The sequence below is a fragment of the Nocardia sp. NPDC005978 genome (assembly GCF_040614455.1).
GTDB lineage: Bacteria > Actinomycetota > Actinomycetes > Mycobacteriales > Mycobacteriaceae > Nocardia.
The window spans coordinates 1-23,870 of record NZ_JBEXUS010000119.1 but is presented as its reverse complement, the minus strand read 5'-3'; the positions used below and the strand labels follow the sequence as shown (position 1 = coordinate 23,870).

Below are 23,870 nucleotides of genomic sequence, written 5' to 3'. Positions count from 1 at the left end.
GGCGGCATCGGCGGCGCGGCCCTCGGCTGCGTCGCCGGCGGGATCGCCGGCGCGGCCCTGACCGGCCCCCTGGCCCTGATGTTCGGCGCGGGCCCGGTGGGCGGCTGCCTGATCGGCGCGGCGGCGACCGGGTTCCTGGGCACCCTCGCCGGCCAGATCTTCATCACCGCTCCGGTGGCGATCCTGGCCGCGGCCCAGTACTTCACCACGATCAACCAGCCCTTCACGGCCCCGGCGAAGTAACCGGCTCCGCATCCCGAACCCCGCGAACCCAACCGGTTTGCGGGGTTCGTTGTACGTATTCACCGCGCTTCCCCGGCCTCACAGCGAATGGGTGATACGCAACGGGGTCGCCTCCTCCCACTCCGGTGCACCAGCAGTCGCCCGCGACTCGGGTAAGGGCTCCGAGATCGGCGGTCGAGGCGAGTCCATCATCTCGCGGAAGATCTCGGTGACTTCGGCCTGCGCACGCTCCCGAGCGATTCCGTGACACTGCGTGATGGCACTCGCCAACTGTTGAGGGTCAGCGGTCATCGCGGTCGGCGAGATTCGGAGTTCGGTGATCGTGCCGTCCATGTCGGTCTCGACTACCACTGCGCCGGTCGATGTTCGGGCATGGCCCCGAACCTTCGAAATCGCATCCCGCACGCGTGCATCGCGTTTCGCGATCCACTCTGCATCGTCACTCATTGGCAGCCCCCGCTTCCCACCACGACTCGGCGCGGCGTCGACGATGCAAACACTAACGGCTGCAGTAGGTCACAGCAATTGAGTGCGACGCCATACCCAGCTAGCCTGGTCACATCGGACGTCTCGCCGTAAAGGTCTGTACGACACCGATATCGGGGACGTAGCAGGGGGGAATCAATGGGACAAGAAGTGCTGTCTGTCACACCACCGGAATTGACAGCTGCGGCAACGGCTATCCGATCACTGCTGGAAGGCATATCCAAGGAGTACCGCTCGCTGGACAGCGACGCCGACAACTTGAGCGAAGGATGGATCGGGTATCAGGGCGGACTCTTCACGGAGGGCTGGTCGGACATACAAGAAGGACTCTCGGCCCTGTTCGACGCACTCGAACAGATGACGACGGCACTGGATGACGGCGCGGAGGAGTACCTGAAACAGGAACAGGTGAGCACCGAGAGCATCGACTTCATCCGACTATCGCTGGACCTGTGATGAGACACCGAGTTGATCTGGCACAACTGGACTCGTTCGTCACACGGGTGGACGGCTTCGGCACCTTCCTCGAAGCCCAGATCACCGAATTGGACAGAGCGGTCACCACTCTGCAATCCGGATGGGAAGGTAGTGCCGCCGACGCGCAGGCTACGGCGCACGCCGGGTTGATGACCGCTGCCCAGGAAATCCGAGACGGCCTGAAAGATATTCACAGCGCGGCGCAGGCCGCTCACACCCGATATACGCAGGCCATCGCGGCAAACGTCGCTATGTGGCGAGGCTGAAGCCTTGACCGAACTGGACGTCGATCCGGAACTCTTCTACGAGGCGGCCGGCGCATACAGCAAGGCCAGTACCACTGCTTCGAACGCACTGAGCAAACTCGATGGCGAGTTGCGCACCGCCGTCGAGATGACAGGCAGTGACGCGGGCGGACAAACGTGGGGTGCAAAGTACAACTTCGTCGGGCTCGAAGGGACCGTCAGCGCCAGCGTGACAACACAGGTGCTGTATCGAATGGCCGCCCTGATCAGACAGAGCGGGGTCAACCACGATCAGTCCGAGGAAGCGCAGGAATACAACACCCCTGGTGGAGCCCTGCCGGACGCCGACCCGGGCGGAAAGACCTTCTTCGCTCGCCCGCTCAAGAATCCCGCAGGCGGCAATCGATCAGAGCCGTTCGGCTGGAAGATAGTCATGCCCGATACCGAATGGGTCAATGGCGATACCACCAAACTGCAAGCGGCAGCGAATAGTTGGACAGTGCTCGCCAGCGTGTACGGCGCGCTCGACAACGATGTCAAACCCAAGATGGACAAGCTCGCTGTCGCGAAGACCACCGAAATGCCCGATATCACCTCGGTCAATTCCAGCGTCAAGGACGCGGTTGAGCTACTCTCGGACGCGATGCGCCAGATCGGCAGTGCGATAAGCGGCTATGCCGACGTACTGAAAGCCGCTCAAGAGGGCATCGAGTGGGAGTTGCAGGTGCAGACCGTCGCACAGGCAATCAATACAATAAATGCCGCCACCGTGGGCCGACCGATTCAAAAGGCCATTCGCAAGGCCGCCGAACTCGAAATCAAGTACAGCCGTGGACGGATCGAGACCATGCTGACCGGCCTCGCTACTGCCCGCGATGTGACCTGGGGAGTTCTCGATGGCGCGTCAACCGTCCTGACCAGTGCGGTCAACACGAAGATCAATCCCGTCCTGCTGTTGAAACTCCAGCGGCCGCCCGAGCCGACCAAGTCGGAGACCGCTCGTGAGAACCGAGCGCGCGGAGCACGCGCAGAGGCACGCGCCGGAATAGATCCAACCACGACGAAAACGTCGATCCCCTCGGCGACCGGAACGGCAAAACGTCGCATACCTGATGAAGTAGATCATGCCCGCAAGGTGCTGACCGAGGTGAAAAACGTCAACTACCAGGAGTACACCGATCAGATCAAAGACTTCGAGCAGTACGCCGCGAACAACAAGTACACGTTCAATCTCGTGGTCGACAACCGAACACAGCTGGCCCCCGAGATACAGAATCTCGTCAGTCAGGGCAAGATAGTCATCGTGCGAAAGGATTTGAACAGTTGACGAATCCGTCTCCAGCCGAACTACTGCTGAGTGTCTACCGTGCGGCCGGCGGATACGGGCAGGATGTCTCCGACATACCACGTCAGCAACGACAACCTGCCGAGGCAATCGCGGTCCTGGCCGAGTGGCTCGCGGATCTCGAGGCACGATGGCCCGGCTCCGAGGCGGACCGCGATACCACACGGCTACTGCTGATTCAAGCGCTCAACCGGCGGGAGTCCCGCAAATCCGCCGCCATTCCTGCCCTCATCTCCCAGTTCGACAGTTGGAAGACGATCAGCGAAAACGCCCGGTGGAGCGCGGGAAACGCGCTCTACGACATTCCTGCAGACGACGCGTACTTCGACGAACTCGCGGCGATCGCCAGCAACGGGTCCCTCGGCATGTCCCGGCAGATGGTTGTGAACTGGCTCGGAAAGTCTCGCCGTCCGGAAGCCGCGAGCATCGCCGCCGCCCAACTCGGCGACGAATCAGTATGCGGACACGCGCTGGAGGCACTCGCGAAGCTGCGAGCACAGGGAATCCACGAGCAGGTCGAGCCTTTCGCGAAGTCGAAGAACAAATGGCATCGCCGGACGGCAGAACGAATTCTGCGTAATCTTCAGGACTGATACCGCAGGGGAACGGAAGCTACAGCCAGATCCTGCGATCCGCGCTGTAGGCCCGCAGAGACTCCGGAGCTACCTCCCCATCAACGATGCGATAGGGCTCCAGCACATTGATGGCTGTGCCCTCCGAGTGTTCCAGGTATAGGTCCACCGCATCGCCGCTCGACTGCGGCAGTCGAACGTCGGCCGCAATGACAGCCGCCCGGAATTCGGAACGGCGCGCTCGGAGAGACTGATAGACGAGTCCCTGAGCCTGCTGTGCCGAATCGGCCATCACGGCGATCACCTCGGTCCGACCATCCGCGTCGATTCCCAATCCGAACGGGTAGAACTCCCCGCGCTGGGCGAGCCTGCCCTCAGCCATCTCCAGAGCCGCGTCCAGCAGTGCATCCAAGTCGGACTGCGCAGCCGCAGAAGCATTCTCGCGCCAGGAACCCACGATTCTCTCACCTCCGGTTCGACGTGCCGATACCCCCGGGTGAATTCGGCCGCCCCGAGAAGATACCGCAGCGGTACGTTCCCGCGGCTACGCCTAGTCGACCGCGTCCTCGTCGACCGGGACCGGGGAGCCGGTCAGGGGGCGGACCGGGCGGAGGCGGACCCAGGCGAAGAAGACCAGGGCCGCGGCGGTCATGCCTATGCCTGCCCAGAGGTTGATGTCTATGCCGCCGGTTTTCGCGCGCTGGTATTGGGTGTCGTAGCTGAGGGCCACGATGATCAGGATTACGCCGTAGCAGGCGAGCAGTCCGCCGACGATGGTGCGAATATCGAACAGCATTGACGCGCCTTTCTTATCCGATGAAAACGTTGAGGGCGATGACGATTACGAGGGCTATCCCGGCCAGGATCGCGGGGCGCTGATACCAGGGCAGGGTGTCCGCGTCGGGATCGGTGCGGACCGACTTCGGGGTTTCGGAATAGACCAGGCCCACCAGTTCGGCGGCCGGTTTGGGGCGGGTGACCTGGGTGACGGCGACGCTGACCACGATGTCGACCGCGAAAGCGACCCCGGCGGCCACGAAACTCGTGCCCTGACCGGATAATTCGAAGACGCCCGCCTTGCCCATGACGAACACCGCGATCGCCGCGCCGGTCCCGCTCACCAGGCCGATCCAGCCGGCGGCCGGGGTCATCCGCTTCCAGAACATGCCCAGGATGAAGGTGGCGAACAGCGGGGCGTTGAAGAAGCTGAACAGGGTTTGCAGGTAATCCATCATGTTGGAGAAATTGCCCGCGATGAACGCGGTGCCGATCGCGCCGACGGTCGCGCCGACCGTGGCCAGGCGGCCGACCCTCAGGTAGTAGCCGTCCTCCCGATCCTTGACCGCGTACCGCTGCCACAGGTCGTAGCTGAAAACGGTGTTGAACGCCGAGATGTTCGCCGCCATCCCGGCCATGAACGCCGCGAGCAGCCCGGCCAGGCCCACACCCAGCAAACCGTTGGGCAGCACGTCTTTCATGAGATAGAGCAGCGCCTGGTTGTAGGTGACGTCACCCTCGAAATCGGGATTCGCCGTGACCTGGGCCTTGAACTCCGCGATCTGCGGCACCAGCACCGCGCTGATCATTCCGGGAATCACCACGATGAACGGAATGAACATCTTCGGATACGCGCCGATGATGGGCGTGCGCTGAGCGGCGGAAATGGAATGCGTCGCGAGCGCGCGCTGGACCTCCACGAAATTCGTTGTCCAGTAACCGAAGGACAGCACGAACCCGAGCCCGAACACGATGCCGATCACCGAGGCGATGTTGCTGGTGAAGCCGGTCATCTCGTTGCCCGGCCACGCCTGCAACTGCTCGGCCCCACCCGGCCCCTCGATCACTTTGCCGCGCAACCCATCCCAGCCGCCCACCTTGTGCAGGCCGACCAGCGTGAGCGGCAGCAGCGCGGCCACGATGATGAAGAACTGCAGCACCTCGTTGTAAATCGCCGCCGAGAGCCCGCCCAGGGTGATGTAGGACAGCACGATCACCGCGGCCACCAGCACCGACACCCACAGCGGCCAGCCCAGCAGCACGTTCACGATGGAACCGAGCAGATACAGATTGACCCCGGCGATGAGCACCTGCGCCACCGCGAAACTCAGCGCGTTCACCAGATGCGCGCCGGGCCCGAACCGCCGCAACATGAATTCCGGCACGCTGCGGACCTTGGAGCCGTAATAGAACGGCATCATCACGATGCCCAGGAACAGCATGGCCGGCACCGCGCCGATCCAGAAGTAGTGCATGGTCGGCATGCCGTACTGCGCGCCGTTGGCGGACATGCCCATGATCTCGACCGCGCCCAGGTTGGCGGAGATGAACGCCAATCCGGTCACCCAGGCGGGGAGCGAGCGTCCCGACAGAAAGAAGTCCAGACTGGAGGACACTTGACGGCGCGCCAGCCAGCCGATCGCCAGGACGAAGCCGAAATACAGTGCGATCAGCGCGTAATCGATCGGATCCGCATCGAGCCGCAGCCCGCTGCCCGCCGCGGCCACGGCATCGGCGTACGCGTGTACCTCGACGGGCACACTGGCGTCGAACGGCATACGACTCTCCTGTCGAAACACTGCACGAGATGACGCGGGCACGACTGTTGTCTGACGCGAGCACTGCTGTGACTCGAAGATCCCCGGCTATGGATCCGGTCCGTGACGGGCAATACTAGCCGCGAGTTCGCTATTGCCGGGGAGGATCGCCGACGCCATGAAAGGCCATCGGAAAGCGCCTGGTAAACAAGGTATCCAAGCGTCAAAGATGTAGTTGCTCGCCAGTTTCCATTGCGATTTCGGTGCGCCACGCGGGCGCCGAACTACCGACAGGCCATGGCTCGCTCGTTCCTGATGTGCGAGTGGAGGGTTCCTGTTTCAGGTTAAGCCCCCGCCGCCACGCGCGTGGCCTAAACGAGCCGGTGCGCACCCGGCGCGGGCGTGACCTCGAAGGTGCGCGGAGCATCGAATCCCATGCGGGCGAACGCGTCTCGCACGGTCGCGATGACCGCGCCGGCCGACTCCCGATCGACCAGGGCGATCACGCTGCCGCCGAATCCACCGCCCGTCATTCGAGCGCCGTGCGCCCCGGCCCGCAGCGCGCTGTCCACCGCGGTGTCGAGCTCGGGCGCGGAGACCTCGAAATCGTCGCGCAACGACACGTGCCCAGCCGTCAGGATCGGGCCGATGTCACGGGGATCCGCACCGGCGCGCAATTTTTCGGCTACCCGCAGCACCCGCGCGTTCTCACCGACCACGTGCCGGGCGCGCCGGCGCAGCACCGGGTCCGCCAGGCGTTCGACCTCCGCGAGATCGGTGACATCCCGCAAAAACAGAACGTCCAGTTCCTCAGCGGCGGCGGCACATTCGGCCCGCCGCGCGGCGTACTCGCCGTCGACCAGCCGATGCGGACTACCGGTGTCGAATACCAGCAATTCCAGCCCGAACCGCTCGAGCTCGAACGGAATCTGTTCGTACTCCTGGGTGCGCACGTCCAGGAAGAGCAGATGCCCGGCGGTGCAGAGCATGGAAGCCGACTGATCCAGCACGCCCGTGGGCACCCCGACGTACACGTTCTCGGCGGTGCGCGCGATGTCGATGATCTCGGCGGCCCGCACGCCGGGCGCGAACAGATCCCGCAGCGTGATGGCGACCGCGCAGGACAGCGCCGCCGAGGAGGACAGCCCCGCGCCCATGGGCACGGTCCCGTCCAGCTCGAGTTCGAGCCCGCGCACCTCGTGCCCGCGCCGCTCGAACTCCCGGATCACCCCGAGCGGATAGTGCGCCCAGGTGGGAAGTTCGGACCAGCCCCCCGTTCCCAGATCGCACAGGGTCATATCGACCCCGTCGCAGGGCGCCTGGCGCGAGCGCAGCCGGATCACCGGCTCGCGCAGCAGGGTCGCGGAGCAGGTCACCCCGAGCGGCAGCGCCATGGGCAGGACGTAACCGTCGTTGTAATCGGTGTGCTCACCGATGAGGTTGACCCGCCCGGGCGCGTGCCACCGCCCCGCCGCTGTCCCCACAATGCCCTCCGCTCCGCTTCGGGTTGGTCCGACGGCCCGGCGCCCGCAGGGCTTCCCGCAGAGTCATGCAGGCCGTACGGTTCGATTGGCAGGCAGCATAGCGAGTCACGCGGACCGTGATCCTGCGGGTTCGGCGGACTCGCCTACAGAGTGCGGGCTTTCGTGTAATGATCGACGCGGTTGCCCAGATCTCGATGGCAGCGCTCCCTCCCCCGTGGACACGGCCGCCGTCGGCTGGGACCTATGCTCGTACAGCAACACTCGGTTTTCGATCGCCGGGGCCCTCGAGCACCGCGCGGTACGTCCGCGAGCACGCTCGACGAGTTCGACGGTCGTGACCCCGTTGTGCAAGATGCTGATCGACGGACGGCGTGGTTCTGGGGACGGAGCGGAACGAGGGGGGCTGGTGACACCAGAAGGAGAACCGGCCGGTCAGTCCGGACTGCGGCACCGGATCTGCTGGCGCACGATGGGACTCGGCTGCGGGCTACTGATCCTGCTCCTGCCCCTGGTCAGCGACTCCCGTCCACTGGCACTCGCGACGCTGTTCGCCTCGGTCGCCCTCAGCCTCATCATGATCGGCGCCGGCGTGCACAGATTCCGCCCCCGCCATCCGCTGCCCTGGTATCTGCTGTCCGCCTCCGCCGTGCAGTTCACCGTGGGCACCGCGCTGCGCACCCTCACCGAGTGGCAGCGCCACCCCTTCGACGATCTGTTCCTGCTCAGCGGCTACTGCCTGATCGGCGCGGCCGCGGTGCTGTGGCTGCGACCGCGCCAGAACAGCACCGATCACGATCTGCTGCTGGATTCCGGCCTCATCGGACTCGGCGCGCTGCTGCTGTCGTGGACCTTCCTGATCTCCCCCATCCTGCACGCCGCCGGCGGGCTCACCCTCACCTCGCTCACCGCCTGCGTCTACCCGGTGGTCGACGCGCTGCTGCTGACCGTGGTGGCGCACTCGGTGGTGACCTCCGCGCGCTCGGAAACCTCACTGCGCCTGGTGTATCTGGCACTGCTCGCCATTCTGGCCGGCGATCTCGGCTACAACCTGGAGGCAGCCGGTTCGGCCGACCCCAGTCGCCAGATGCTGCTCATGCCACTGCAATTGGCCTACACGCTCATCGGCGCGGCGGCCCTGCACCCCAGCATGGTGGTGCTGGGCGGCCCGCGCGACATCCACGCGCACCGCTCCCGCCAGCGCGCCAGCATCATCGCCATCACCATGATCGTGGCCGCGCTGGTGCCGGTGGTCGGATCCAGCCTGGACATGATGGATCGCGTCGTCGTCTCCTCGCTGTTCGCCCTGCTGCTGTCCGGTGTGCTGCTACGCAGCGAACGCGCCATCGAACGCAGCGCCCGGAGCGAACGGCGCGCGCAGTACCAGGCCGATCACGACATGCTGACCGGACTCCTGAACCGCGCCGCCCTGCTCCGGGCGCTGCATCGTAATCGGGACAGATGGGGTGATCAGCCGCTCGCGCTGCTGTTCATCGATCTGGACGGCTTCAAGCGCGTCAACGACAACTGGGGCCACGCGGTGGGCGATGAGCTCATCGCCAATGCCGCGGCGCGTATTCGGCGCATCATCCGCCGCGACGACGCCGCCGCGCGCTACGGCGGCGACGAATTCGTGGTGCTCGCCCCGCTGGGCCGCCAGCAGGCGCTACTGCTGGCCGAGCGGCTGCTGGCCGCCCTCGGGGAACCCTTCGAGCTCAGCGCCGCCGAGGTGCGCATCGCCGCCAGCATCGGCATCGCGTGCAGCGGTCCGCGCGGCGTCGATACCACCGTGTATGAGCTTCTGCGCGAGGCTGATTCGGCGATGTATCACGCGAAGGAATACTCGCTGGGGTACGTTTTTCATGCCGATCTCAGGCACGGTCATCCGGAGTCCGGTCCGCGCACGTGGCGCCGGGAGTCCGCGGTCTGACATCGCAATTTGCTGTCACCGCACGGATATTCGGGTACCTCATGCAGTATCGATCATTCACCGCCGAGCCGGCACGGACCGGATTGATTCGGCTCACCGCCACCCTGGCGTGTTCGACCGCCGTGGTTCTCGCCGGCACGGGCGTCGCGCTCGCGGATCCGCTGGAACTCGAAACATCAACGCTCAACACGGAAGTGGGCCCCGCCGCGCCGTCCGGTGGCGAGATCGCGACCGGCACCGGTTCGGCCAGCCTCTCGGCGAATCCCGGCTCGGCCTCGGGCTCGGCCGGAAGCGGCTCGGGCGCAGGCGGTTCGGGCACGCTCCCACCGGGCACCGGTTTCGGCACCCTGGGCAGCGGTTCGGCGAGCAAGCTCGGCCTGCTGGGGCCCACCATCGCCAATGGCATCGATTCCCTGATGCGCGGCCTGGGATTCGCGCCCGGCAACTACACGAGTTGCGCGGACGTCGAACGCACGGGCGTGGGTCCGCTGCTGCGCGGCACGCCCGGCTACAACGCGCTGCTCGATCCCGACGGCGACGGCGTCGCCTGCGAGTGAGCCTCGCCGCGCGCGCGTCCGATCGCGACATCGGCACGGCGCGCCGGGTGCGTCCGGATCGAACTCACGTGGTGAACCAACGACCGAGGCCCGGCCACAAGTGACCGAGCCCCTGTCCCGCGCCGCGTGAGCGGCGTCGGTGAAACCTGCCGAGAACCGCTCAGCCGGCCAAGTCTTCGAGCAGCCGGCGCGCGTTCTCCAGCTCGGCCTGCAGGGCCTCGACCTTGGCGCGCTGGGCCAGCCGGACCGACTCCAGAATGCCGTCGACCACCTCGGCGACCTCGGGATGCAGCAGCTTGGCGGCCTGCGAGACCGACGAGCTCGGCACCGACAGGCCCTTGATGGTGCGCTTCTTGCCGTTGACGACGTCGAGCGTCCACTCACCGTCGGCGGTGCCGCTCAGGGTGACCGTCACCTCCGGCGCCTTGGGCTTGCGAGCCGCGGCCGCGGTGGTGGCGGTGTTGCGGGCGGGCTTGGGGGCCGCCGGCTTCTTGGCCTCGCCACTCGTGCTCGCCGCGGCCGAATCCGTGCCGTCCTGCGGCAGATCCGGTTTGGCCGCGGGCGGGGTACTCGGAACGCTCTGGACACTCGGAACGCTCGGCGGGGCGGTGGTGGTGCTCACCGTCGACGGCATCGTCACTGTGGGGTCCTTCCTGGTAGCCGTTTTCTGTTTCACACCGACGGCGGCTTGGGGCCGGGCCGGCTTGGTCAGGGTCACCTCGGTGGGGCCGAAGGACAGCACGTCCTTCGAACCGGTCGGCTTCACTTGCAGGAAATCTCCCTCGGACGGATCACCGAGCGAGATCACCTTTCCGGAACGGCCTTCCGGCACGCCGACCGCCACCGCCGTGAACCACACCATCGGCGGACGGCCGGCATCGATCTGCTCGCCGATCTGCCGAATCTCGGTCTCCGACAAGGGCTGTGGTTTGGTACTACGGGACGACATGGGGCTCTCCGGGCGGACGATTGGACATCTGCGTGCACAGAGCATGCCCCATGGCACCGACAAATCCACATCCAGAGAACCCGCACCGCTACCAACGCACCGGTTGGTGAACGTTCAGCAATTCCGATTCGTTCGGCCCACCGAGCATGGCCGGCGGGTCCGATCGTAGGCGCTGCGCGGTGCCGGCGCGCAACTTTCAGCGCCGGCCGCCCGCGTTCGCCGGGGCGCCGAACCGGGCGAACGGTCGATTCGCCCGGGTTGTCGCAACCGGTCGACAGCAGGTCAGAGCTGTTCGACGCCGCGCAGTACACAGCGCAGCGACTGCGGCCGGGTGACCGGGTCGAGCTGGGTCTCGGTGGTGAGTTCCTGGGTCGCGCCGGGCGGCACGGTGACCTCGGTGCTGGTGCGGTCCAATACCGCCGACTCCGGTGTCATGAAACTGATCACCACCAGATATCGGTGTTCGACCTCGTCCCGGTTGCTCACCACCGCGGTCGCCTGCCAGCCCGCCGACGTGCCACCGCACCCCGTGACGAACGCACTGCGCTGCATTTCGGATTTATCTCTGTGAGACTCGGGCATATCGGCCACTTCGGCCTCAACCCTCCCCACATCGGTGTGGCCGGATCGGGCACAACCCGCCAGGACAGCAGCCAATCCACACACCACACCGACGAGCCTCAGGTAGGGGGCGATCATGAATCTCCCTTTCCACCGCGCACTTCCGCCCCCCGCACCGCTGTTGCCGCTAATTAGCCGCGCGCAGAGACTACCCCACCGGCACAGCGTGTCGTGGAATACCGAGCCAGGCGTGTCGCACAGGAAGACTCGGTGTTCACTCCCCGGACCCGCGCCGTGCGACGGTATCGCCTCCACCTCTCCGCTCACCCCAGACAGCCGGCCGTCTCCTGTTTCGCAGCACCGAAATCATTCCCGTGTATGCAATCACGACAACGCCCGGCATGCGCGCGCGTCGTCACAATTCGCGGGAGCGCGGGGGAATTCCCGAACCGCGGGACAACGGCCCGGGTGCACACGCCCCCGGGCATCGGGGTCGGGTCGGTCAGCCCGCGGCCGACAGCGCCTCGAGGACGCGGCGGGCCTGGTAGTCGGCGCCGAGCTGGTTGGGGTGGAAGGGGACCGCCAAGCCGAAGGGGTTGCCGGAGAACGGCATCAGGCCCTCCACCCAGCGGGTGCCCACGGGTTGGCAGGCGTCGTGGCCGGTGCTGCCCTCGTAGGTGTTCACGAACTCGACGCCGGTGGCGGCGGCGACGCGGGCGAGCATGGCGTCGATTTCCAGGAGTTTCGATCCCAGCCAGACCGCGTCGGCGTCGGAGATCGGGATCTCCGGGAAGCAGCCGCCCTCCAGGCCGATCCCCTCGAAATAGTCGAGCAGCAGGATGCGCGCGTGCGGCGCGCGCTCGCGAATGCCGTCGATGGTGGCCGTCACCCGCGGCTCGGCGGCCGCGATGTTGATCGACATCTGATCGACGCCGTTGCGGACCAGGGTGTTCAGACAGGGCGAGACGGCCGGATCGAGGGTGACGCAGTCGGTGACGGTCGCGGCCAGACCCGCGTCGTTGCCGCCGATGCCGATGGTCACCAGATCGGTGGTGGGGGTGAGCCGGTCGAACTGCGGCGGATTGCCGGACTGCGGTGCGGTCATGTTGTGGGTGGTCGCGCCACCGCAGGTGGCATCGCGGAAGACCGGGACGGCCAGCGCCGCGGCCACCTGCTTCGCGTAGTTGCGCGCGCTCTGCACACAGTTGAGCGGGGCGAACACCGTGGTGATCTGACTCAGGGTGGCATCGGCCGCCCACGAATCGCCCAGTGCCACATATTCGCCGAACGCGGGACCGCCGTCCGCCGGTGTGGCCGCGGCTCCCCCGGCCGAGAACGGGACCGCCGCGGCCACGAGCACCGCGAGCAGTGATACGACGCGTGAGAACTTCATCGGCTGTCTCCCCTGACTGCCCGGCGCGAAGCAAACTGGACTTCCGTCCAGTGACGAATCTAACAGCAGGTCAGTGCCTTTGCGGGCAGAACGGGAAAACAGCCCGTGCGGGGTCGCGCGCGGGTGAACGGGACACGAGTGACCCGGCCCCGCTCCCCCGCATCGCACCGCGGTCCCGTCACACGTGGTCGACGGCCTCACGACGCTCGTAGCCGAGCAGCACATCGTGTGCGACCGCGCCGTCCACCACCGTCACCCGGCTGAAGACCGGCGGGTACCCGCGGGCCATGACCGTGTAGCGGCCGTCGGCCAGATCGGGCACCACGTAGTGCCCGGTGTCGTCGGTGCGGGTGACGGCGATCAGATCGCCCGACTCGTCCAGCACGGTGATCTGCGCGTCCGACACGGACTGCCCGCTCTCGGTGCAGGCCGAGCCCGCCAGCACCGCGCGCGGCAGCAATTCCACGTCGTGGTGCAGCATTCCGCTCTCGGGCACGCTCAGGGTCGCGGCGCACGGGCGCATGTGCTCGGCCACCGCCACCAGCGTGTAGGTCCCGGCCAGCACGCCGCGGCAACCGTACGCGCCGTCGGCTTCGGTGACGTCCGAGCCGACCACGTCGCCGTAGGCATCGGTGAGGGTGACGGTCGCGCCCGCCACCGGGACTCCGCGAACGGCCGAGCGCACCACGCCGCCCACCTCGCCGGATCCGGACAGCGCGATATCGAGCATGTGCGGGCGGCGGCCCACGGTGATGCTCACCGCGGCGGGCTGATACCCGTTCGCGGAGACGATGAGCACGTAGTCCCCCGCCCGCGGCACCCCGATCGCGTAGATGCCGTCGGACTCCCCGATGGCCCGCGAAACCTGATGTCCGCGTTGATTGATCAGCGTCAGCACGACGTCGGGCACGCCGGGCCCGTCCTCGCGGTGCACGCAGCCCGAGACCGACAGGAAGCTGGCCGCGCCGATGTGCACCTCGTCTCGCGGTTCGGGCTCGGGTTCGGCCGCGGCCTGCGGCTCGGGCTCGAGTTCGGGTTCGGGTTCCGGCTCGACGAACGGAACCTCTGCGGCGGCGATCGGCATGTCTTGCAGCGGAACCTCTTTCATGAACATGAGCACGACGGCGGCGACCACCGCGGCGGCGGCGGCCACGAAGAAGACCCCGCCCATGGCGTCGGTGAAGCCGATCAGAATGGGAGCGCGCAGGTGGTCGGGTAGTTCGGCGATACCGGTGGTGTTGCTCTGGATCTGCCCGAGCTGTCCGGCGCCGAACTCCGGCGGCAGCGAGCCGCCGAACGCGGCGATGATGCGGTCGGGCAGCAGGTTGAACAGAATCGTCAGGAAGATGGCCACGCCGAGGGTGCCGCCCATTTGGCGGAAGAAGGTGGCGGCGGCGGTGGACACGCCCATATCCGAACGCGGAGAGGCGTTCTGGGCCGCGATGATCAGCGTCTGCATGCAGCCGCCGAGCCCGAATCCGATGATGCCGCAGAACACCAGCGGCTGCCACAGCGGGCTGTCGTAGTGCACGAGCGCGAACAGCACCGAGCCGGCGGCGATGATCAGCGAGCCCAGGACCGGCAGGAACTTGTAGCGGCCGGTGAATTTGGTGATCAGCCCGGCCAATTGCGCGCCGATCATGATTCCGACCACCAGCGGCAGCATCATCAGCCCGGCCTTGGTCGGTGAATAGCCGCGCACCACTTGGAAATACAGCGGGACCAGCACGATCGCGCCGAACATCGCGATGCCGACGATGAACCCGCCGACGATGGCGATGCTGAAGGTGGCGCTGGAGAACAGCCGCATGGGGATCAGCGCGGCGTCGCGCATGAGCAGTTCCACGATGACGAACAGCAGCAGACCGACCACGGCGATGCCGTAGCAGAGCAGCGCGCGATCCGAGCCCCAGCCCCACTCCCGCCCCTGCTCGGCGATGAGCAGCAGGGGCACCGTGCCCATGGTCAGGGTGATCGCGCCCAGCCAGTCGGTGCGCTGCCGCTGTCTGTGAAAGGGGACCTCGAGCACCTTGGCGACCACGACCAGGGCGAGCAGGCCCACGGGCACGTTCACCAGGAAGACCCAGCGCCAGCCCTCCAGTCCCAGCAGGTGATCGGCGTTGGAGAACCAGCCGCCCAGCACCGGCCCGAGCACCGTGGCGATGCCGAAGACCATCATGAAATAGCCCTGGTAGCGCACTCTCTCGCGCACCGGGACGATATCGCCGATGATGGTGAAGGCCAGCGACATCAGTCCGCCCGCGCCCAGGCCCTGCACCGCGCGGAAGCCCGCCAGCTGGTACATGGTGGTGGCGAAAGTGCAGGCCACCGAACCGAGCACGAAGATGCCGATGGCGACGAGATAACAGGGTTTGCGGCCGTAGATGTCGGCCAGCTTGCCGTACAGCGGTGTGCTGATGGTGGCGGTGATGAGATATGCCGTAGTGGCCCAAGCCTGTTCATCGAAACCGTGCAGGCTATTCGCAATGCGAACGATGGCAACGCTGACAATGTTCTGATCCAGGGCAGCCAGGAATACGCCCAACAGCAGACCGGACATAATGGTCAAAATCTGCTTGTGCGACAGCTGCGTTCCGGTATCGGCATCCAAAGACATTGGAGCCGACGAAGACTCGATAGCGGTATTCGTCACTTTTGGGGCCCTTGTCGGATTTCGGGTGCGAAATGTGCCGTGCTACTCGAAAAGACCTCGCCATGAAGCAATTCGGGCAGCTTACCCGTGCCGACAGAACCTATCGCGACATACCCCCGCGATGAGGTGGTTACGCCTCCGCTTGTGCGTAGAGCGGAATTCCGGTGTGGAAGAACCGGATGAGCTGGCCGATGCGCACCGAGTGATCCGCGCAGCGGCCGTAGTGGTGCACCAGCATGGCCGCGTCGATGGCCATGGCCGAGCCGTGCGCCCAGCCCGGATCGGCCACCAGTTCGGCGATCTCGGCGCGCAGGCGGTCGGCGGTCTCGTCCCGCGTCACCAGCACTTGATCGCGCGGCGGATGCTGGGCCGCGATCACCCCCACGACGGTCTCGGCGACCACCACCGCACCCCCGGCGACCTCGGTGAGCATCGCGATGAGTTCCTGCGTCGCAACGGGGTTCGGGTACCGGCGCACCGCGATGTCGGCGACCCGGCTCAGCGCGCCGCCGATCGCGAGCAGATCGTCCGCGATCTGGATGGCGGTGACGACATGACGCAGGTCGCGCGCCACCGGCGCTTCCAGAGCCAGCAGGATGACCGAGCGGTCCTCGCACCTGGCGTGCTCGAGTTGTAGTTTCTCCTCCAGCGCGAACACCTCGTAGGCGGCGGTGAGATCACTCCCCGCCAGCGCCACCGCGGCGCGTTCGGCCGCCTCCCGGGTCAATCGCGCCATATGCGCCAGCTCATCGGTCAACGCCATGAGCTCGATGGAGAATTTCGTCCGCACCCGCATAGTTTGTCCGCCCACAAGCACCCCTGCACACTATCGCGGCAAAACCCGTACGGCCGAATGCCTCTCGGCCTGTCGCCCGACTCGAAAAACCAACCGCCCAGCCTGTTATTGCGGAATTCCGGTGCGTCGCAGCGAGCAAACACCCGCCCGTGCCCGACACTGAGCCGGTGTCCACCCAACCCCCAGTTTCCGAACCGGGCGAGACCCCCGGGGACCGCGCCGAGGACGACGACGGCGGGGCGGCGCCGGTCCCCGCGCCGCCGGGGAGCCGCATGCCGGGCTGGCTTCCGCGCGCGATGGTGCTCGCATTACTGCTGGTCGGGCTGTTCCAGCTCGGCGATTGGGCGGCACATCGGCTGATCGGGATCGGCATCATTCTCGCGGTGGCCTTCTTCGTCTCCCTGGCCATGGAGCCCGCCGTCGACTCACTCGCCGGGCGCGGGCTCAACCGCGGAATCGCGACCGCCCTGGTGTTCGTGCTCGCGCTGGCCTGCACGGTCGGCTTCGTCGCGACGGTGGGCATCCTGCTGGTCAAAACCGTCGGCGATGTGGTCCAGGAATTGCCGCGGGTGCTCGAGGAAACGGTGAACTGGATCAATCACACTTTTCATCAGGAATTCACCGTCACCGAACTCCGCAATCGGATGTTCGAGGACTCCGATGTGATCAATCAGTACGCCGAACGCGCGGCCGGAAACGCCTGGGGCGTATCCAATACCGTGCTGGGCGGGTTCGCGAAGGTCGTCACCATCGCGCTGTTCAGCGTCTACATGACCGCCGACGGCCCCAAGCTGCGCCGCTCGGTGTGCTCGCTGCTGCCCCCGGCCCGTCAGGGCGCGGTGCTGCACGCCTGGGATCTGGCCGTTCGCAAGACCGGCGGCTACCTGTACTCGCGCGCCCTGCTCGCGGTGATCTCCGGCGTGGTGCACGGGGTCTTCCTGTGGCTGCTCGGGCTGCCGAACGCCTTCGCGCTGGGGATCTGGTTCGGGGTGGTCGCTTCCTTCGTGCCGACCATCGGCACCTACCTGGCGGGCATCCTGCCGGTCCTGGTGGCGCTCACCGTGGATCCGCTCGACGCGCTGTGGCTGGTCATCTTCGTGGTGGTCTACCAGTGGATTCAGGACTACGTGCTGCAGCCGCGCATCACCGCGCGCACGGTGGACGTGAATCCGGCGGTGGCGCTGCTCGCGGTCATGGTGGGCGCGGCGCTGCTGGGCGCGGTGGGCGCGCTGCTGGCGATACCGGCGACCGCGACGGTGCAGGCGTTCCTGAGCGAATACGTCAAACGCTATGCGGTGACCGAGGATCCGCGCATCGAGCGGGCCGGCGGCGGCCGTCGCGGCGCGCCTGCCGCGCCCGATTCCTGACGTGCGCGGCGAGCGGGCGGATCAGTCGAACCACTCCGGATCGCCCTCGGCGATCAGTTCGGTCAGCACGGCGGGATCGTGGAACGCGGTGTGCAGCACCGTTCCCAGGCGGCGCAGGGCCTCGACATCCTGCCCGTACCCGACGAAGGTCCCGGCCTCGGGATCGAACTTCACGTGCTCGGCGATCTCGGGCAGGCGGTTGCGCACCGCGGATTCGGCCACGCCGGTCCAGCCGTAGCCGTTGCCCTCGTACCCGGCGGCGGCGAAGGTCTCCTCGCGCTCGACCATGAAGCGGTCCGAGAGCATCAGGCAGTAGTTCCCGGGCCGGTGGTCGTACTCGAACAAGATCAGCGGCGCGTAGGTTTCCCGATCATCGATCACGCGGCGAACGATATACGCGCCCGCCGACAGCCATCGGACACGCCGGGATCGCGCGCAGGTCAGAACCACTCGCACCGGGAACTAGAGTCCGAGAGCATGCCGATACCGGACGTCGAACCCACCGAACCGCAGCCGACCGCGGCCGAAGCGGGTCGCGCCGCGCGCAAGGTGGTGCCCCGGTCCGGACTGGCCGGGTGGGAGCCGGCGCCCGATCGAGCCGATCCCATCGAGATCCTGGAACGCCAGGCCGCCACGCGGGTGCCCGAACTGGTGCGAATCCGCTACGCGCGCATGGCCGCCGGGCAGTTCCCGTACTACCGGGGCGCGCCCGCCATCATGGCGGCCGACCTGGCACAGGGACCCAACACCGGCCTGACGGTACAACTCTGCGGCGATGCCCATCTGTCGAACTTCGGGCTGTTCGCCTCCCCCGAGCGCGCACTCGTGTTCGATCTCAACGATTTCGACGAAACCCTGCCCGGCCCGTTCGAATGGGACGTGAAGCGGCTGGCCGCCAGCGTGGTGGTGGCGGCCCGCGCCAACGGCTGCTCCGACACCGACGCCGCGGCCGGGGCGCGTGCGGCTGCCCGTGCGTACCGCGAGACCATGACCCGGCTGGCCGGGATCGGCGAGACCGACGTCTGGTACGAGAAGGTCGACGCCGAGAAGGTGGCGGCCCTGGTCGGCCGGGACGCCCGCAAGGCCACCGCCAAGGTGCTGGACAAGGCACGGTCGCGCACCAGCATGCAGGCCCTGGAGAAACTGACCGAGCCCGGGCCGGACGGCGCGCCGTGCATCAGGCACGATCCGCCCCTGATCATGCCCATCTCGACGATCGAAGCCGCGGCGGTGGATTCGGTGCTCAGCGACTACCGCGCGAGCCTGCCCGAGGAGCGCCGGGTGCTGCTGGACCGGTACCGCCTGCGCGATACGGCCATGAAGGTGGTCGGGGTCGGCAGCGTCGGCACCCGCTGTTTCATCGCGCTGTTCATCGGCCGCACCACCGGGGACCCGCTCTTCCTCCAGGTCAAGCAGGCCGAGGACTCGGTGCTGACCCCGCACACGCGCTCCAGCGTGTTCCGGCATCAGGGGCACCGGGTGGTACACGGGCAGCGCCTGACCCAGACCGCCGGGGACATCTTCCTGGGCTGGGCCACCGGGCCGGACGGCCGGCACTACTACTGGCGGCAACTGCGCGACATGAAGGGCTCGGCGACCATCGAGGATATGGGCGCACCGCAGTTGCAGCAGTACGCGGCCCTGTGCGGGCACACCCTGGCCCGCGGGCACGCGCGCTCGGGCGACCGGGTCGCGATCGCGTCCTACCTGGGCTCGGGCCCCGGATTCGACCACGCCATCGCCGACTTCGCGCTCGCCTACGCCGATCAGACCGCCATCGACCACGCCGCCCTGCTGGCCGCGATCGGGTCCGGGCGGCTGGACGCTGCCGAGTCCGTCTAGCGCCCCATCGTTCCGCGCAAACTTCCGCCAAAACCGCTGTCCGCCAACGTCGATGCGGATTCGCTCACCGTGAAGCGGTAGGGTGCGAGAGGTTTTGCGGTGTTAGGGGTCTGATGGTGCGCGTGGGCGAGGAGTTCGCCGGGTATCGGATCGAGCGCAAGCTCGGCGGCGGCGGAATGGGGGTGGTGTACCTCGCCCGGCATCCCCGGCTGCCCCGATTGGTCGCGATCAAGCTGCTGGCCCGGGAGCTGGCCTCGGACAACCAGACTCGGGCCCGCTTCGAGCGGGAGGCCGAGCTGGTGGCGCGCCTCGACCACCCCAACGTCGTGACCGTGCACGACCGGGGCGTGGAGGACGGGCGACTCTGGATCGCCATGCAGTACGTCGACGGCGGGGACGCCGCGGCGCTGGACCCGGCCGCACTCGCGCCCCGGGACGCGGTGCGGGTGATCGCCGAAACCGCCAAGGCCCTGGACTACGCGCACTCCATGGGCGTCATCCACCGCGACGTGAAGCCCGCGAACATCCTGCTCACGCGGGCGACACCGGGCCAGGAGCAGCGAATCCTGCTGACGGACTTCGGCATCGGACGACTCCGCGACGACTCCGCGCACCTGACCCGGACCGGCACGCTGGCCGCGACCATCACCTACGCTTCGCCCGAACAGCTCTCCGGCGGAGCGCTCGACGAGCGCTCGGACCAGTATTCCCTGGCGTGCACGTTCTTCCGGCTGCTGACCGGAGCCACCCCGTTCCAGGCGGAGACCGCCGCCGCGGTGATCGCCGGCCACCTGCATCATCCGCCGCCGCGCGTGACCGATCGCCGCCCGGAGTTCCCGGCCGCGCTGGACGAGGTGCTCGCGCGCGGGCTGGCCAAAGAGCCCGACCGGCGGTACGACTCGTGCCGCGACTTCGCCGAGGCCGCGGCACAGGCGCTGTCGATGTTCGCCGACTCGGTGCCCGCGCCCATCGCGCTCGGCGACACGACACTCGCCGCCCTCGGGCGGGCGAGCGCCGACACCGTGCTGACCGGCGCCGACAATGCCGAGCACGCCACCATGGTGCTCCCGGTGCTGCACGACCTGACCCCGGCCGATACCACCGAGCCACCGCGGGATTCGACCGCCCCGCCCCGGCGCGGACGCGGGCGCTGGATCGCCGCCGGGGTGGGCGCGGTGGTCGCCGCTCTCGCGACGGGCGCCGGAATTCTCTACGGCGCACAGGATTCCGAAGCCTCGGGCGAACAGGATCCGCCACCGGCCTCGATTCGGGCGCCCGCCGCCGTATACCCCGGGTTCGTCCCGCTGACCCGAATCGACGCACAGGGCAGACCGGTGGCCGCGCCGGTCTCGATCCAGGACCCGGCGAACGACGGCAGACTGCAGTGCGATCCGGTGTCGATCGCGGCGGCACTGCCGCTCTCGGGCGATCAAGCCGCGCTGGGCCGCACCGTGCTCGGGTCGGTGCGGCTGGCGGTCGCCGAACTCGTGCGCGGCGGGAACAACATGTGCCCGGTCACCGTGCGCGAGTTCGACACCGCGGGCACGCAGCGCACGGCGGCGCAGGTCGCGGCGAGCATCGCGGGCGACGAGTCGATCGTGGCGGTCATCGGCCCGGCGCTGTCCAACGAGGTCATCGCGACGGGCCGGATCTTCGAAGCGGCGGGGCTGTCATTCCTGACCCCGTCGGCGTCCAATCCCGCACTGGCGCAATCGGGTTGGACCGGATTCTTCCGCGGGCTGGCCAATGACAACGCGCAGGGACCCGCGGTGGGCCGATATCTGGCGGGCACCGCGGGGTACTCCCGGGTGTGCGTGGTCCGCGACAGCGGCGGCGGCTTCGGCGACGAACTCGCCGATACGGTCACCGAGGGCCTCGGCGCGGCCGCCACCTGCGAGGTCGGTCTCACGACCGGCGCCGAGAGCCGGGCGGTCACCGCCGTCGCGGCCGCCCGCCCGGACGCGGTGTACTACTCCGGGCAGGCCGCGGCGGCGGCCGACCTGCTGACGCGACTCCGGAAGGCGGGTGTCACAGCGCCTTTCATCGTCGGCGACGGCGGCTACGATCCGGCGCTGCGCACCTCCGGGGAGACGCCCGCCACCGGCACGCTGGTGTCCTGCCAATGCGGTCCGGCGACCGAGCGCTTCCGCACCGACTATCGCGCTGCCACCGGCACCGATCCGGCGGCGCACGCGGTCGAGGCCTATGACCTCACCGCGATCGTGCTGCGCGGCATCGTCTCCGGGCAGGGCGGCCGCACCGAACTGCGCGAGTTCCTGCACGGCTACGCCGGTGACGGCATCGCGCAGACCTACGGTTGGTCCGCGACCGGCGAACTGACCGACCCCCGCATCTGGCTGTACCGGCTCGACTGATCGGCGCGGGCCCGCACCGGATCGGGCTCGGCCGCACCGGATTCAGCAGCGCGATCTACCCGATCCAGCCGAGGACCGCCGAAACGAGCTGTCCGCGCGGGATCGAGCGGCAGCCGGGCCGCCGCGGGCCGGAGCCGTGCCGCGATCGAGCCGAGGTCGGGCCGAATCAGTGCGGAGCCGCTTGGGATCGAGCCTGATCCTGAAAGGTCAGGGTAGAACCGCATCGAATCGCGCCCGGGCGTGCCGGATCAGGCCGGGGCCGCGCCGATGTCGAGCACCATCGCCGTCGCGTTGTCCGTGCCGCCGGCCGCCAGTGCGGCCGCGACCAGGGACTCCGCGGCCTCGGCGGGTGTATTCGGTTCGGCCAGCAGGGCTTTGATGTCGGTCAGCTCGAGCCGCTTGGATACGCCGTCGGTGCACAGCAGCAGCCGGCCCAGGCTGGTGCCGGTGGCCGCGGAGCCGATGTCCTCCGCGTGCGCGGTGCGCGCGGAAGTCGTCACCAGGTGCCCCATCCCGGGCAGCGGCTGGTGGCCGCGGGCCCGGAAGTATTCCGCCACGGTGTGATCGGTGGTGATCTGGTGCAGGATCCGGCCGTTCCAGCGGTAGGCGCGGCAGTCGCCCACCCACGCGATGTCGATGGGTCCGTCCGGATGTCCTTCGGCGGGCAGCACCGCCACGACCAGCACGCTGTCGGCCGCGGCCTCCGGTAGTTCGCGCAGCAGTTCCTCCTGCGCGGCGAGGATTCCGGCCTGTGCGCCGTGCGTGAGGGCGATCCGGGCGGCGGTGCGGGCGACCAGGCGGGCGGCCCGGGCGGCGGCGAGATGATCGCCGACGCCGTCGGCGACGGCGAACGCGGTGCGGCCCAGCGCGCTGTCGGTCACGGTGGCGAAGGAGTCGGCATTGAGCTTGCGACCCCCGACCCGGCTCACCGCCGAGCCGCTCACCCGGCCGAGCCGGGCGCCCTCACCCGGTTCGATGGGCACGACACCGATCTCGACTGCTGCGTTCTGCATGGCCCGACCTCCTCGGCCTTTCCGGTGCCGCGTCCATCAGCACTCCCCCATTCAACGGCGCAAACCCGTGCGGTGCTCCCGAAATTACCTGTGCGCTTGCTGTGGAAAACATATCGTGACCAGCACGTGACCAGAAATTCAGCATGCGGTGCGGGCCACGGTGAAAACCCGGCGGAACGGCAGCCAGGTGCTGCCGTCCGGGTGACGCGGATAGGCCGCGCTCAGCAGGGGTGCGAGCTGGCGCCGGAACTCGACCCAGTCCGGGTCCTCCAGCACGGTGCGCACCGGGGTCAGCGCGGTGCCGGTCACCCACTCCAGCACCGGGTCCTCACCCTCGAGCCGCTGCAGATACGTTGTCTCCCAAGCGTCGACCGTGCAGCCGGCGGTGGTCAGCAGGGCGGCGTAGCCCTCGGGGTCGAGCACCGCGCGGGGTTCGAGCAACCCCGCGGGCGCCAGCCGGTCCCGCCACTGCTCGCGACCCGCGAGTTCGCGGATGGCGCGGTGCGATGGTGCGTCGAAATTGCCCGGCACCTGGAAGGCGATCCAGGCCCCCGCGGGCAGCTCACGCGCCCAGCCGGCCAGCAGCTCACGATGTTCGGGCACCCACTGCAGCACCGCGTTGGACACCACCACGTCGGTGTCGGCGCTGGGCCGCCAGTCCACCACGTCCCCGGTCTTGGCGTCGATTCCGCGTTCGCGGGCCGCGGCGACCATCTCGGGTGAGGAGTCCAGCGCCTCCAGGGTGGCCTCGGGCCAGCGCTGGGCCAGCGCCGCGGTCAGATTGCCCGGACCGCACCCCAAATCGACCACCCGGCGCGGGGTTTCGGCCCGCACCCGGGCGACCAGGTCGAAGAAGGGACGTGCGCGATGATCATCGAAAGCGAGATACTGCTGCGGATCCCACATGGCTGCTCCATCTCTGGTCACCCACCGTGCAAAGAAATCAGGCCGGAGAATCATCGATTCTCCGGCCTGAGCTACGTAGTAGCGGGGACAGGATTTGAACCTGCGACCTCTGGGTTATGAGCCCAGCGAGCTACCGAGCTGCTCC

General features: G+C 67.8%; 22 protein-coding genes and 1 pseudogene. 10 read left to right on the top strand and 13 right to left on the bottom strand.

Going from position 1 to position 23,870, the window contains the following annotated elements; translation table 11 throughout:
* A pseudogene (locus tag ABZ319_RS34225) lies at nt 1–243 on the top strand (hypothetical protein); the annotation flags it as partial.
* Nucleotides 244–321: 78 nt separating this feature from the next.
* On the opposite strand, the gene ABZ319_RS34220 reads toward ABZ319_RS34225, so the two are convergent.
* Nucleotides 322–690: a YbaB/EbfC family nucleoid-associated protein gene (locus ABZ319_RS34220; RefSeq protein ID WP_354990696.1), complete on the bottom strand. Its 369-nt coding sequence runs from the start codon at nt 688–690 to the stop codon at nt 322–324.
* Between the two features lie 177 nt (nt 691–867).
* On the opposite strand from ABZ319_RS34220, the gene ABZ319_RS34215 reads away from it, so the two are divergent.
* The 4 genes from ABZ319_RS34215 to ABZ319_RS34200 are packed head-to-tail and all read left to right on the top strand — an operon-like array spanning nt 868 to nt 3,389.
* Nucleotides 868–1,185, top strand: a complete 318-nt coding sequence (locus ABZ319_RS34215) for a WXG100 family type VII secretion target (protein ID WP_354990695.1) — start codon at nt 868–870, stop codon at nt 1,183–1,185.
* Nucleotides 1,185–1,472 carry a WXG100 family type VII secretion target gene (locus ABZ319_RS34210; RefSeq protein WP_354990694.1) on the top strand — a complete coding sequence of 96 codons (288 nt, stop codon included), beginning with the start codon at nt 1,185–1,187 and terminating at the stop codon, nt 1,470–1,472. Before ABZ319_RS34215 ends, ABZ319_RS34210 begins: the two co-directional genes overlap by 1 nt.
* A 4-nt stretch (nt 1,473–1,476) precedes the next feature.
* Entirely contained in the window at nt 1,477–2,778 is a 1,302-nt protein-coding gene (locus ABZ319_RS34205; protein ID WP_354990693.1) for a putative toxin, read from the top strand.
* On the top strand, nt 2,775–3,389 hold the full coding sequence (locus ABZ319_RS34200) for a HEAT repeat domain-containing protein (RefSeq protein WP_354990692.1): 615 nt from the start codon (nt 2,775–2,777) through the stop codon (nt 3,387–3,389). Before ABZ319_RS34205 ends, ABZ319_RS34200 begins: the two co-directional genes overlap by 4 nt.
* Nucleotides 3,390–3,408: 19 nt before the next feature.
* Here ABZ319_RS34200 and ABZ319_RS34195 read toward each other — a convergent pair whose 3' ends face one another.
* From ABZ319_RS34195 to galK, 4 genes are all read right to left on the bottom strand, one after another.
* Nucleotides 3,409–3,825, bottom strand: coding sequence for a hypothetical protein (locus tag ABZ319_RS34195; protein ID WP_354990691.1), 417 nt, complete (start codon nt 3,823–3,825; stop codon nt 3,409–3,411).
* 93 nt (nt 3,826–3,918) lie between these two features.
* Nucleotides 3,919–4,164: a hypothetical protein gene (locus tag ABZ319_RS34190; protein ID WP_354990690.1), complete on the bottom strand. Its 246-nt coding sequence runs from the start codon at nt 4,162–4,164 to the stop codon at nt 3,919–3,921.
* 13 nt (nt 4,165–4,177) lie between these two features.
* Nucleotides 4,178–5,923 carry a sodium:solute symporter family protein gene (locus ABZ319_RS34185; protein ID WP_354990689.1) on the bottom strand — a complete coding sequence of 582 codons (1,746 nt, stop codon included), beginning with the start codon at nt 5,921–5,923 and terminating at the stop codon, nt 4,178–4,180.
* A gap of 350 nt (nt 5,924–6,273) precedes the next feature.
* A complete protein-coding gene (gene galK, locus ABZ319_RS34180) occupies nt 6,274–7,386 on the bottom strand; it encodes a galactokinase (protein ID WP_354990688.1) in 1,113 nt (370 codons plus the stop codon).
* A gap of 406 nt (nt 7,387–7,792) precedes the next feature.
* Here galK and ABZ319_RS34175 point away from each other — a divergent pair, with 406 nt between their 5' ends.
* Complete coding sequence (locus ABZ319_RS34175; RefSeq protein ID WP_354990687.1) at nt 7,793–9,313, top strand: GGDEF domain-containing protein; 1,521 nt, start codon at nt 7,793–7,795, stop codon at nt 9,311–9,313.
* A 41-nt stretch (nt 9,314–9,354) separates the two neighbouring features.
* Nucleotides 9,355–9,870: an excalibur calcium-binding domain-containing protein gene (locus ABZ319_RS34170; protein ID WP_354990686.1), complete on the top strand. Its 516-nt coding sequence runs from the start codon at nt 9,355–9,357 to the stop codon at nt 9,868–9,870.
* Between the two features lie 160 nt (nt 9,871–10,030).
* Here ABZ319_RS34170 and ABZ319_RS34165 read toward each other — a convergent pair whose 3' ends face one another.
* From ABZ319_RS34165 to ABZ319_RS34145, 5 genes are all read right to left on the bottom strand, one after another.
* Complete coding sequence (locus ABZ319_RS34165) at nt 10,031–10,819, bottom strand: DUF6319 family protein (protein WP_354990685.1); 789 nt, start codon at nt 10,817–10,819, stop codon at nt 10,031–10,033.
* A gap of 282 nt (nt 10,820–11,101) precedes the next feature.
* Nucleotides 11,102–11,371 (bottom strand): hypothetical protein, encoded by a 270-nt coding sequence (locus tag ABZ319_RS34160; RefSeq protein WP_354990684.1) that lies wholly within the window; start codon nt 11,369–11,371, stop codon nt 11,102–11,104.
* A gap of 511 nt (nt 11,372–11,882) precedes the next feature.
* Nucleotides 11,883–12,773: an SGNH/GDSL hydrolase family protein gene (locus ABZ319_RS34155; RefSeq protein WP_354990683.1), complete on the bottom strand. Its 891-nt coding sequence runs from the start codon at nt 12,771–12,773 to the stop codon at nt 11,883–11,885.
* 178 nt (nt 12,774–12,951) lie between these two features.
* Nucleotides 12,952–15,333, bottom strand: coding sequence for an MFS transporter (locus tag ABZ319_RS34150; RefSeq protein ID WP_354990682.1), 2,382 nt, complete (start codon nt 15,331–15,333; stop codon nt 12,952–12,954).
* A 223-nt stretch (nt 15,334–15,556) separates the two neighbouring features.
* Nucleotides 15,557–16,216, bottom strand: a complete 660-nt coding sequence (locus ABZ319_RS34145) for a PhoU domain-containing protein (protein WP_354990681.1) — start codon at nt 16,214–16,216, stop codon at nt 15,557–15,559.
* 173 nt (nt 16,217–16,389) lie between these two features.
* On the opposite strand from ABZ319_RS34145, the gene ABZ319_RS34140 reads away from it, so the two are divergent.
* Nucleotides 16,390–17,589: an AI-2E family transporter gene (locus ABZ319_RS34140; protein ID WP_354990680.1), complete on the top strand. Its 1,200-nt coding sequence runs from the start codon at nt 16,390–16,392 to the stop codon at nt 17,587–17,589.
* Between the two features lie 21 nt (nt 17,590–17,610).
* Here ABZ319_RS34140 and ABZ319_RS34135 read toward each other — a convergent pair whose 3' ends face one another.
* Nucleotides 17,611–17,970 (bottom strand): immunity 51 family protein, encoded by a 360-nt coding sequence (locus ABZ319_RS34135; RefSeq protein WP_354990679.1) that lies wholly within the window; start codon nt 17,968–17,970, stop codon nt 17,611–17,613.
* Between the two features lie 96 nt (nt 17,971–18,066).
* On the opposite strand from ABZ319_RS34135, the gene ABZ319_RS34130 reads away from it, so the two are divergent.
* Together ABZ319_RS34130 and ABZ319_RS34125 are read left to right on the top strand one after the other, a co-directional pair.
* Nucleotides 18,067–19,431, top strand: a complete 1,365-nt coding sequence (locus ABZ319_RS34130; RefSeq protein ID WP_354990678.1) for a DUF2252 domain-containing protein — start codon at nt 18,067–18,069, stop codon at nt 19,429–19,431.
* Between the two features lie 113 nt (nt 19,432–19,544).
* A complete protein-coding gene (locus ABZ319_RS34125; RefSeq protein WP_354990677.1) occupies nt 19,545–21,806 on the top strand; it encodes a bifunctional serine/threonine-protein kinase/ABC transporter substrate-binding protein in 2,262 nt (753 codons plus the stop codon).
* A 248-nt stretch (nt 21,807–22,054) separates the two neighbouring features.
* Here ABZ319_RS34125 and ABZ319_RS34120 read toward each other — a convergent pair whose 3' ends face one another.
* Nucleotides 22,055–22,819 (bottom strand): protein phosphatase 2C domain-containing protein, encoded by a 765-nt coding sequence (locus ABZ319_RS34120; RefSeq protein ID WP_354990676.1) that lies wholly within the window; start codon nt 22,817–22,819, stop codon nt 22,055–22,057.
* Nucleotides 22,820–22,957: 138 nt separating this feature from the next.
* Entirely contained in the window at nt 22,958–23,725 is a 768-nt protein-coding gene (locus ABZ319_RS34115) for a trans-aconitate 2-methyltransferase (RefSeq protein ID WP_354990675.1), read from the bottom strand.
* Nucleotides 23,726–23,870: the final 145 nt, after the last annotated feature.

What these genes read in the sequence shown, in the direction of transcription:
- ABZ319_RS34220 (WP_354990696.1), bottom strand. Translation starts at nt 690, where the DNA reads ATGAGTGACGATGCAGAGTGGATCGCGAAACGCGATGCACGCGTGCGG.
- ABZ319_RS34215 (WP_354990695.1), top strand. Translation starts at nt 868, where the DNA reads ATGGGACAAGAAGTGCTGTCTGTCACACCACCGGAATTGACAGCTGCG.
- ABZ319_RS34210 (WP_354990694.1), top strand. Translation starts at nt 1,185, where the DNA reads ATGAGACACCGAGTTGATCTGGCACAACTGGACTCGTTCGTCACACGG.
- ABZ319_RS34190 (WP_354990690.1), bottom strand. Translation starts at nt 4,164, where the DNA reads ATGCTGTTCGATATTCGCACCATCGTCGGCGGACTGCTCGCCTGCTAC.
- ABZ319_RS34185 (WP_354990689.1), bottom strand. Translation starts at nt 5,923, where the DNA reads ATGCCGTTCGACGCCAGTGTGCCCGTCGAGGTACACGCGTACGCCGAT.
- ABZ319_RS34170 (WP_354990686.1), top strand. Translation starts at nt 9,355, where the DNA reads ATGCAGTATCGATCATTCACCGCCGAGCCGGCACGGACCGGATTGATT.
- ABZ319_RS34165 (WP_354990685.1), bottom strand. Translation starts at nt 10,819, where the DNA reads ATGTCGTCCCGTAGTACCAAACCACAGCCCTTGTCGGAGACCGAGATT.
- ABZ319_RS34160 (WP_354990684.1), bottom strand. Translation starts at nt 11,371, where the DNA reads ATGCAGCGCAGTGCGTTCGTCACGGGGTGCGGTGGCACGTCGGCGGGC.
- ABZ319_RS34155 (WP_354990683.1), bottom strand. Translation starts at nt 12,773, where the DNA reads ATGAAGTTCTCACGCGTCGTATCACTGCTCGCGGTGCTCGTGGCCGCG.
- ABZ319_RS34150 (WP_354990682.1), bottom strand. Translation starts at nt 15,333, where the DNA reads ATGTCCGGTCTGCTGTTGGGCGTATTCCTGGCTGCCCTGGATCAGAAC.
- ABZ319_RS34130 (WP_354990678.1), top strand. Translation starts at nt 18,067, where the DNA reads ATGCCGATACCGGACGTCGAACCCACCGAACCGCAGCCGACCGCGGCC.
- ABZ319_RS34125 (WP_354990677.1), top strand. Translation starts at nt 19,545, where the DNA reads ATGGTGCGCGTGGGCGAGGAGTTCGCCGGGTATCGGATCGAGCGCAAG.
- ABZ319_RS34120 (WP_354990676.1), bottom strand. Translation starts at nt 22,819, where the DNA reads ATGCAGAACGCAGCAGTCGAGATCGGTGTCGTGCCCATCGAACCGGGT.
- ABZ319_RS34115 (WP_354990675.1), bottom strand. Translation starts at nt 23,725, where the DNA reads ATGTGGGATCCGCAGCAGTATCTCGCTTTCGATGATCATCGCGCACGT.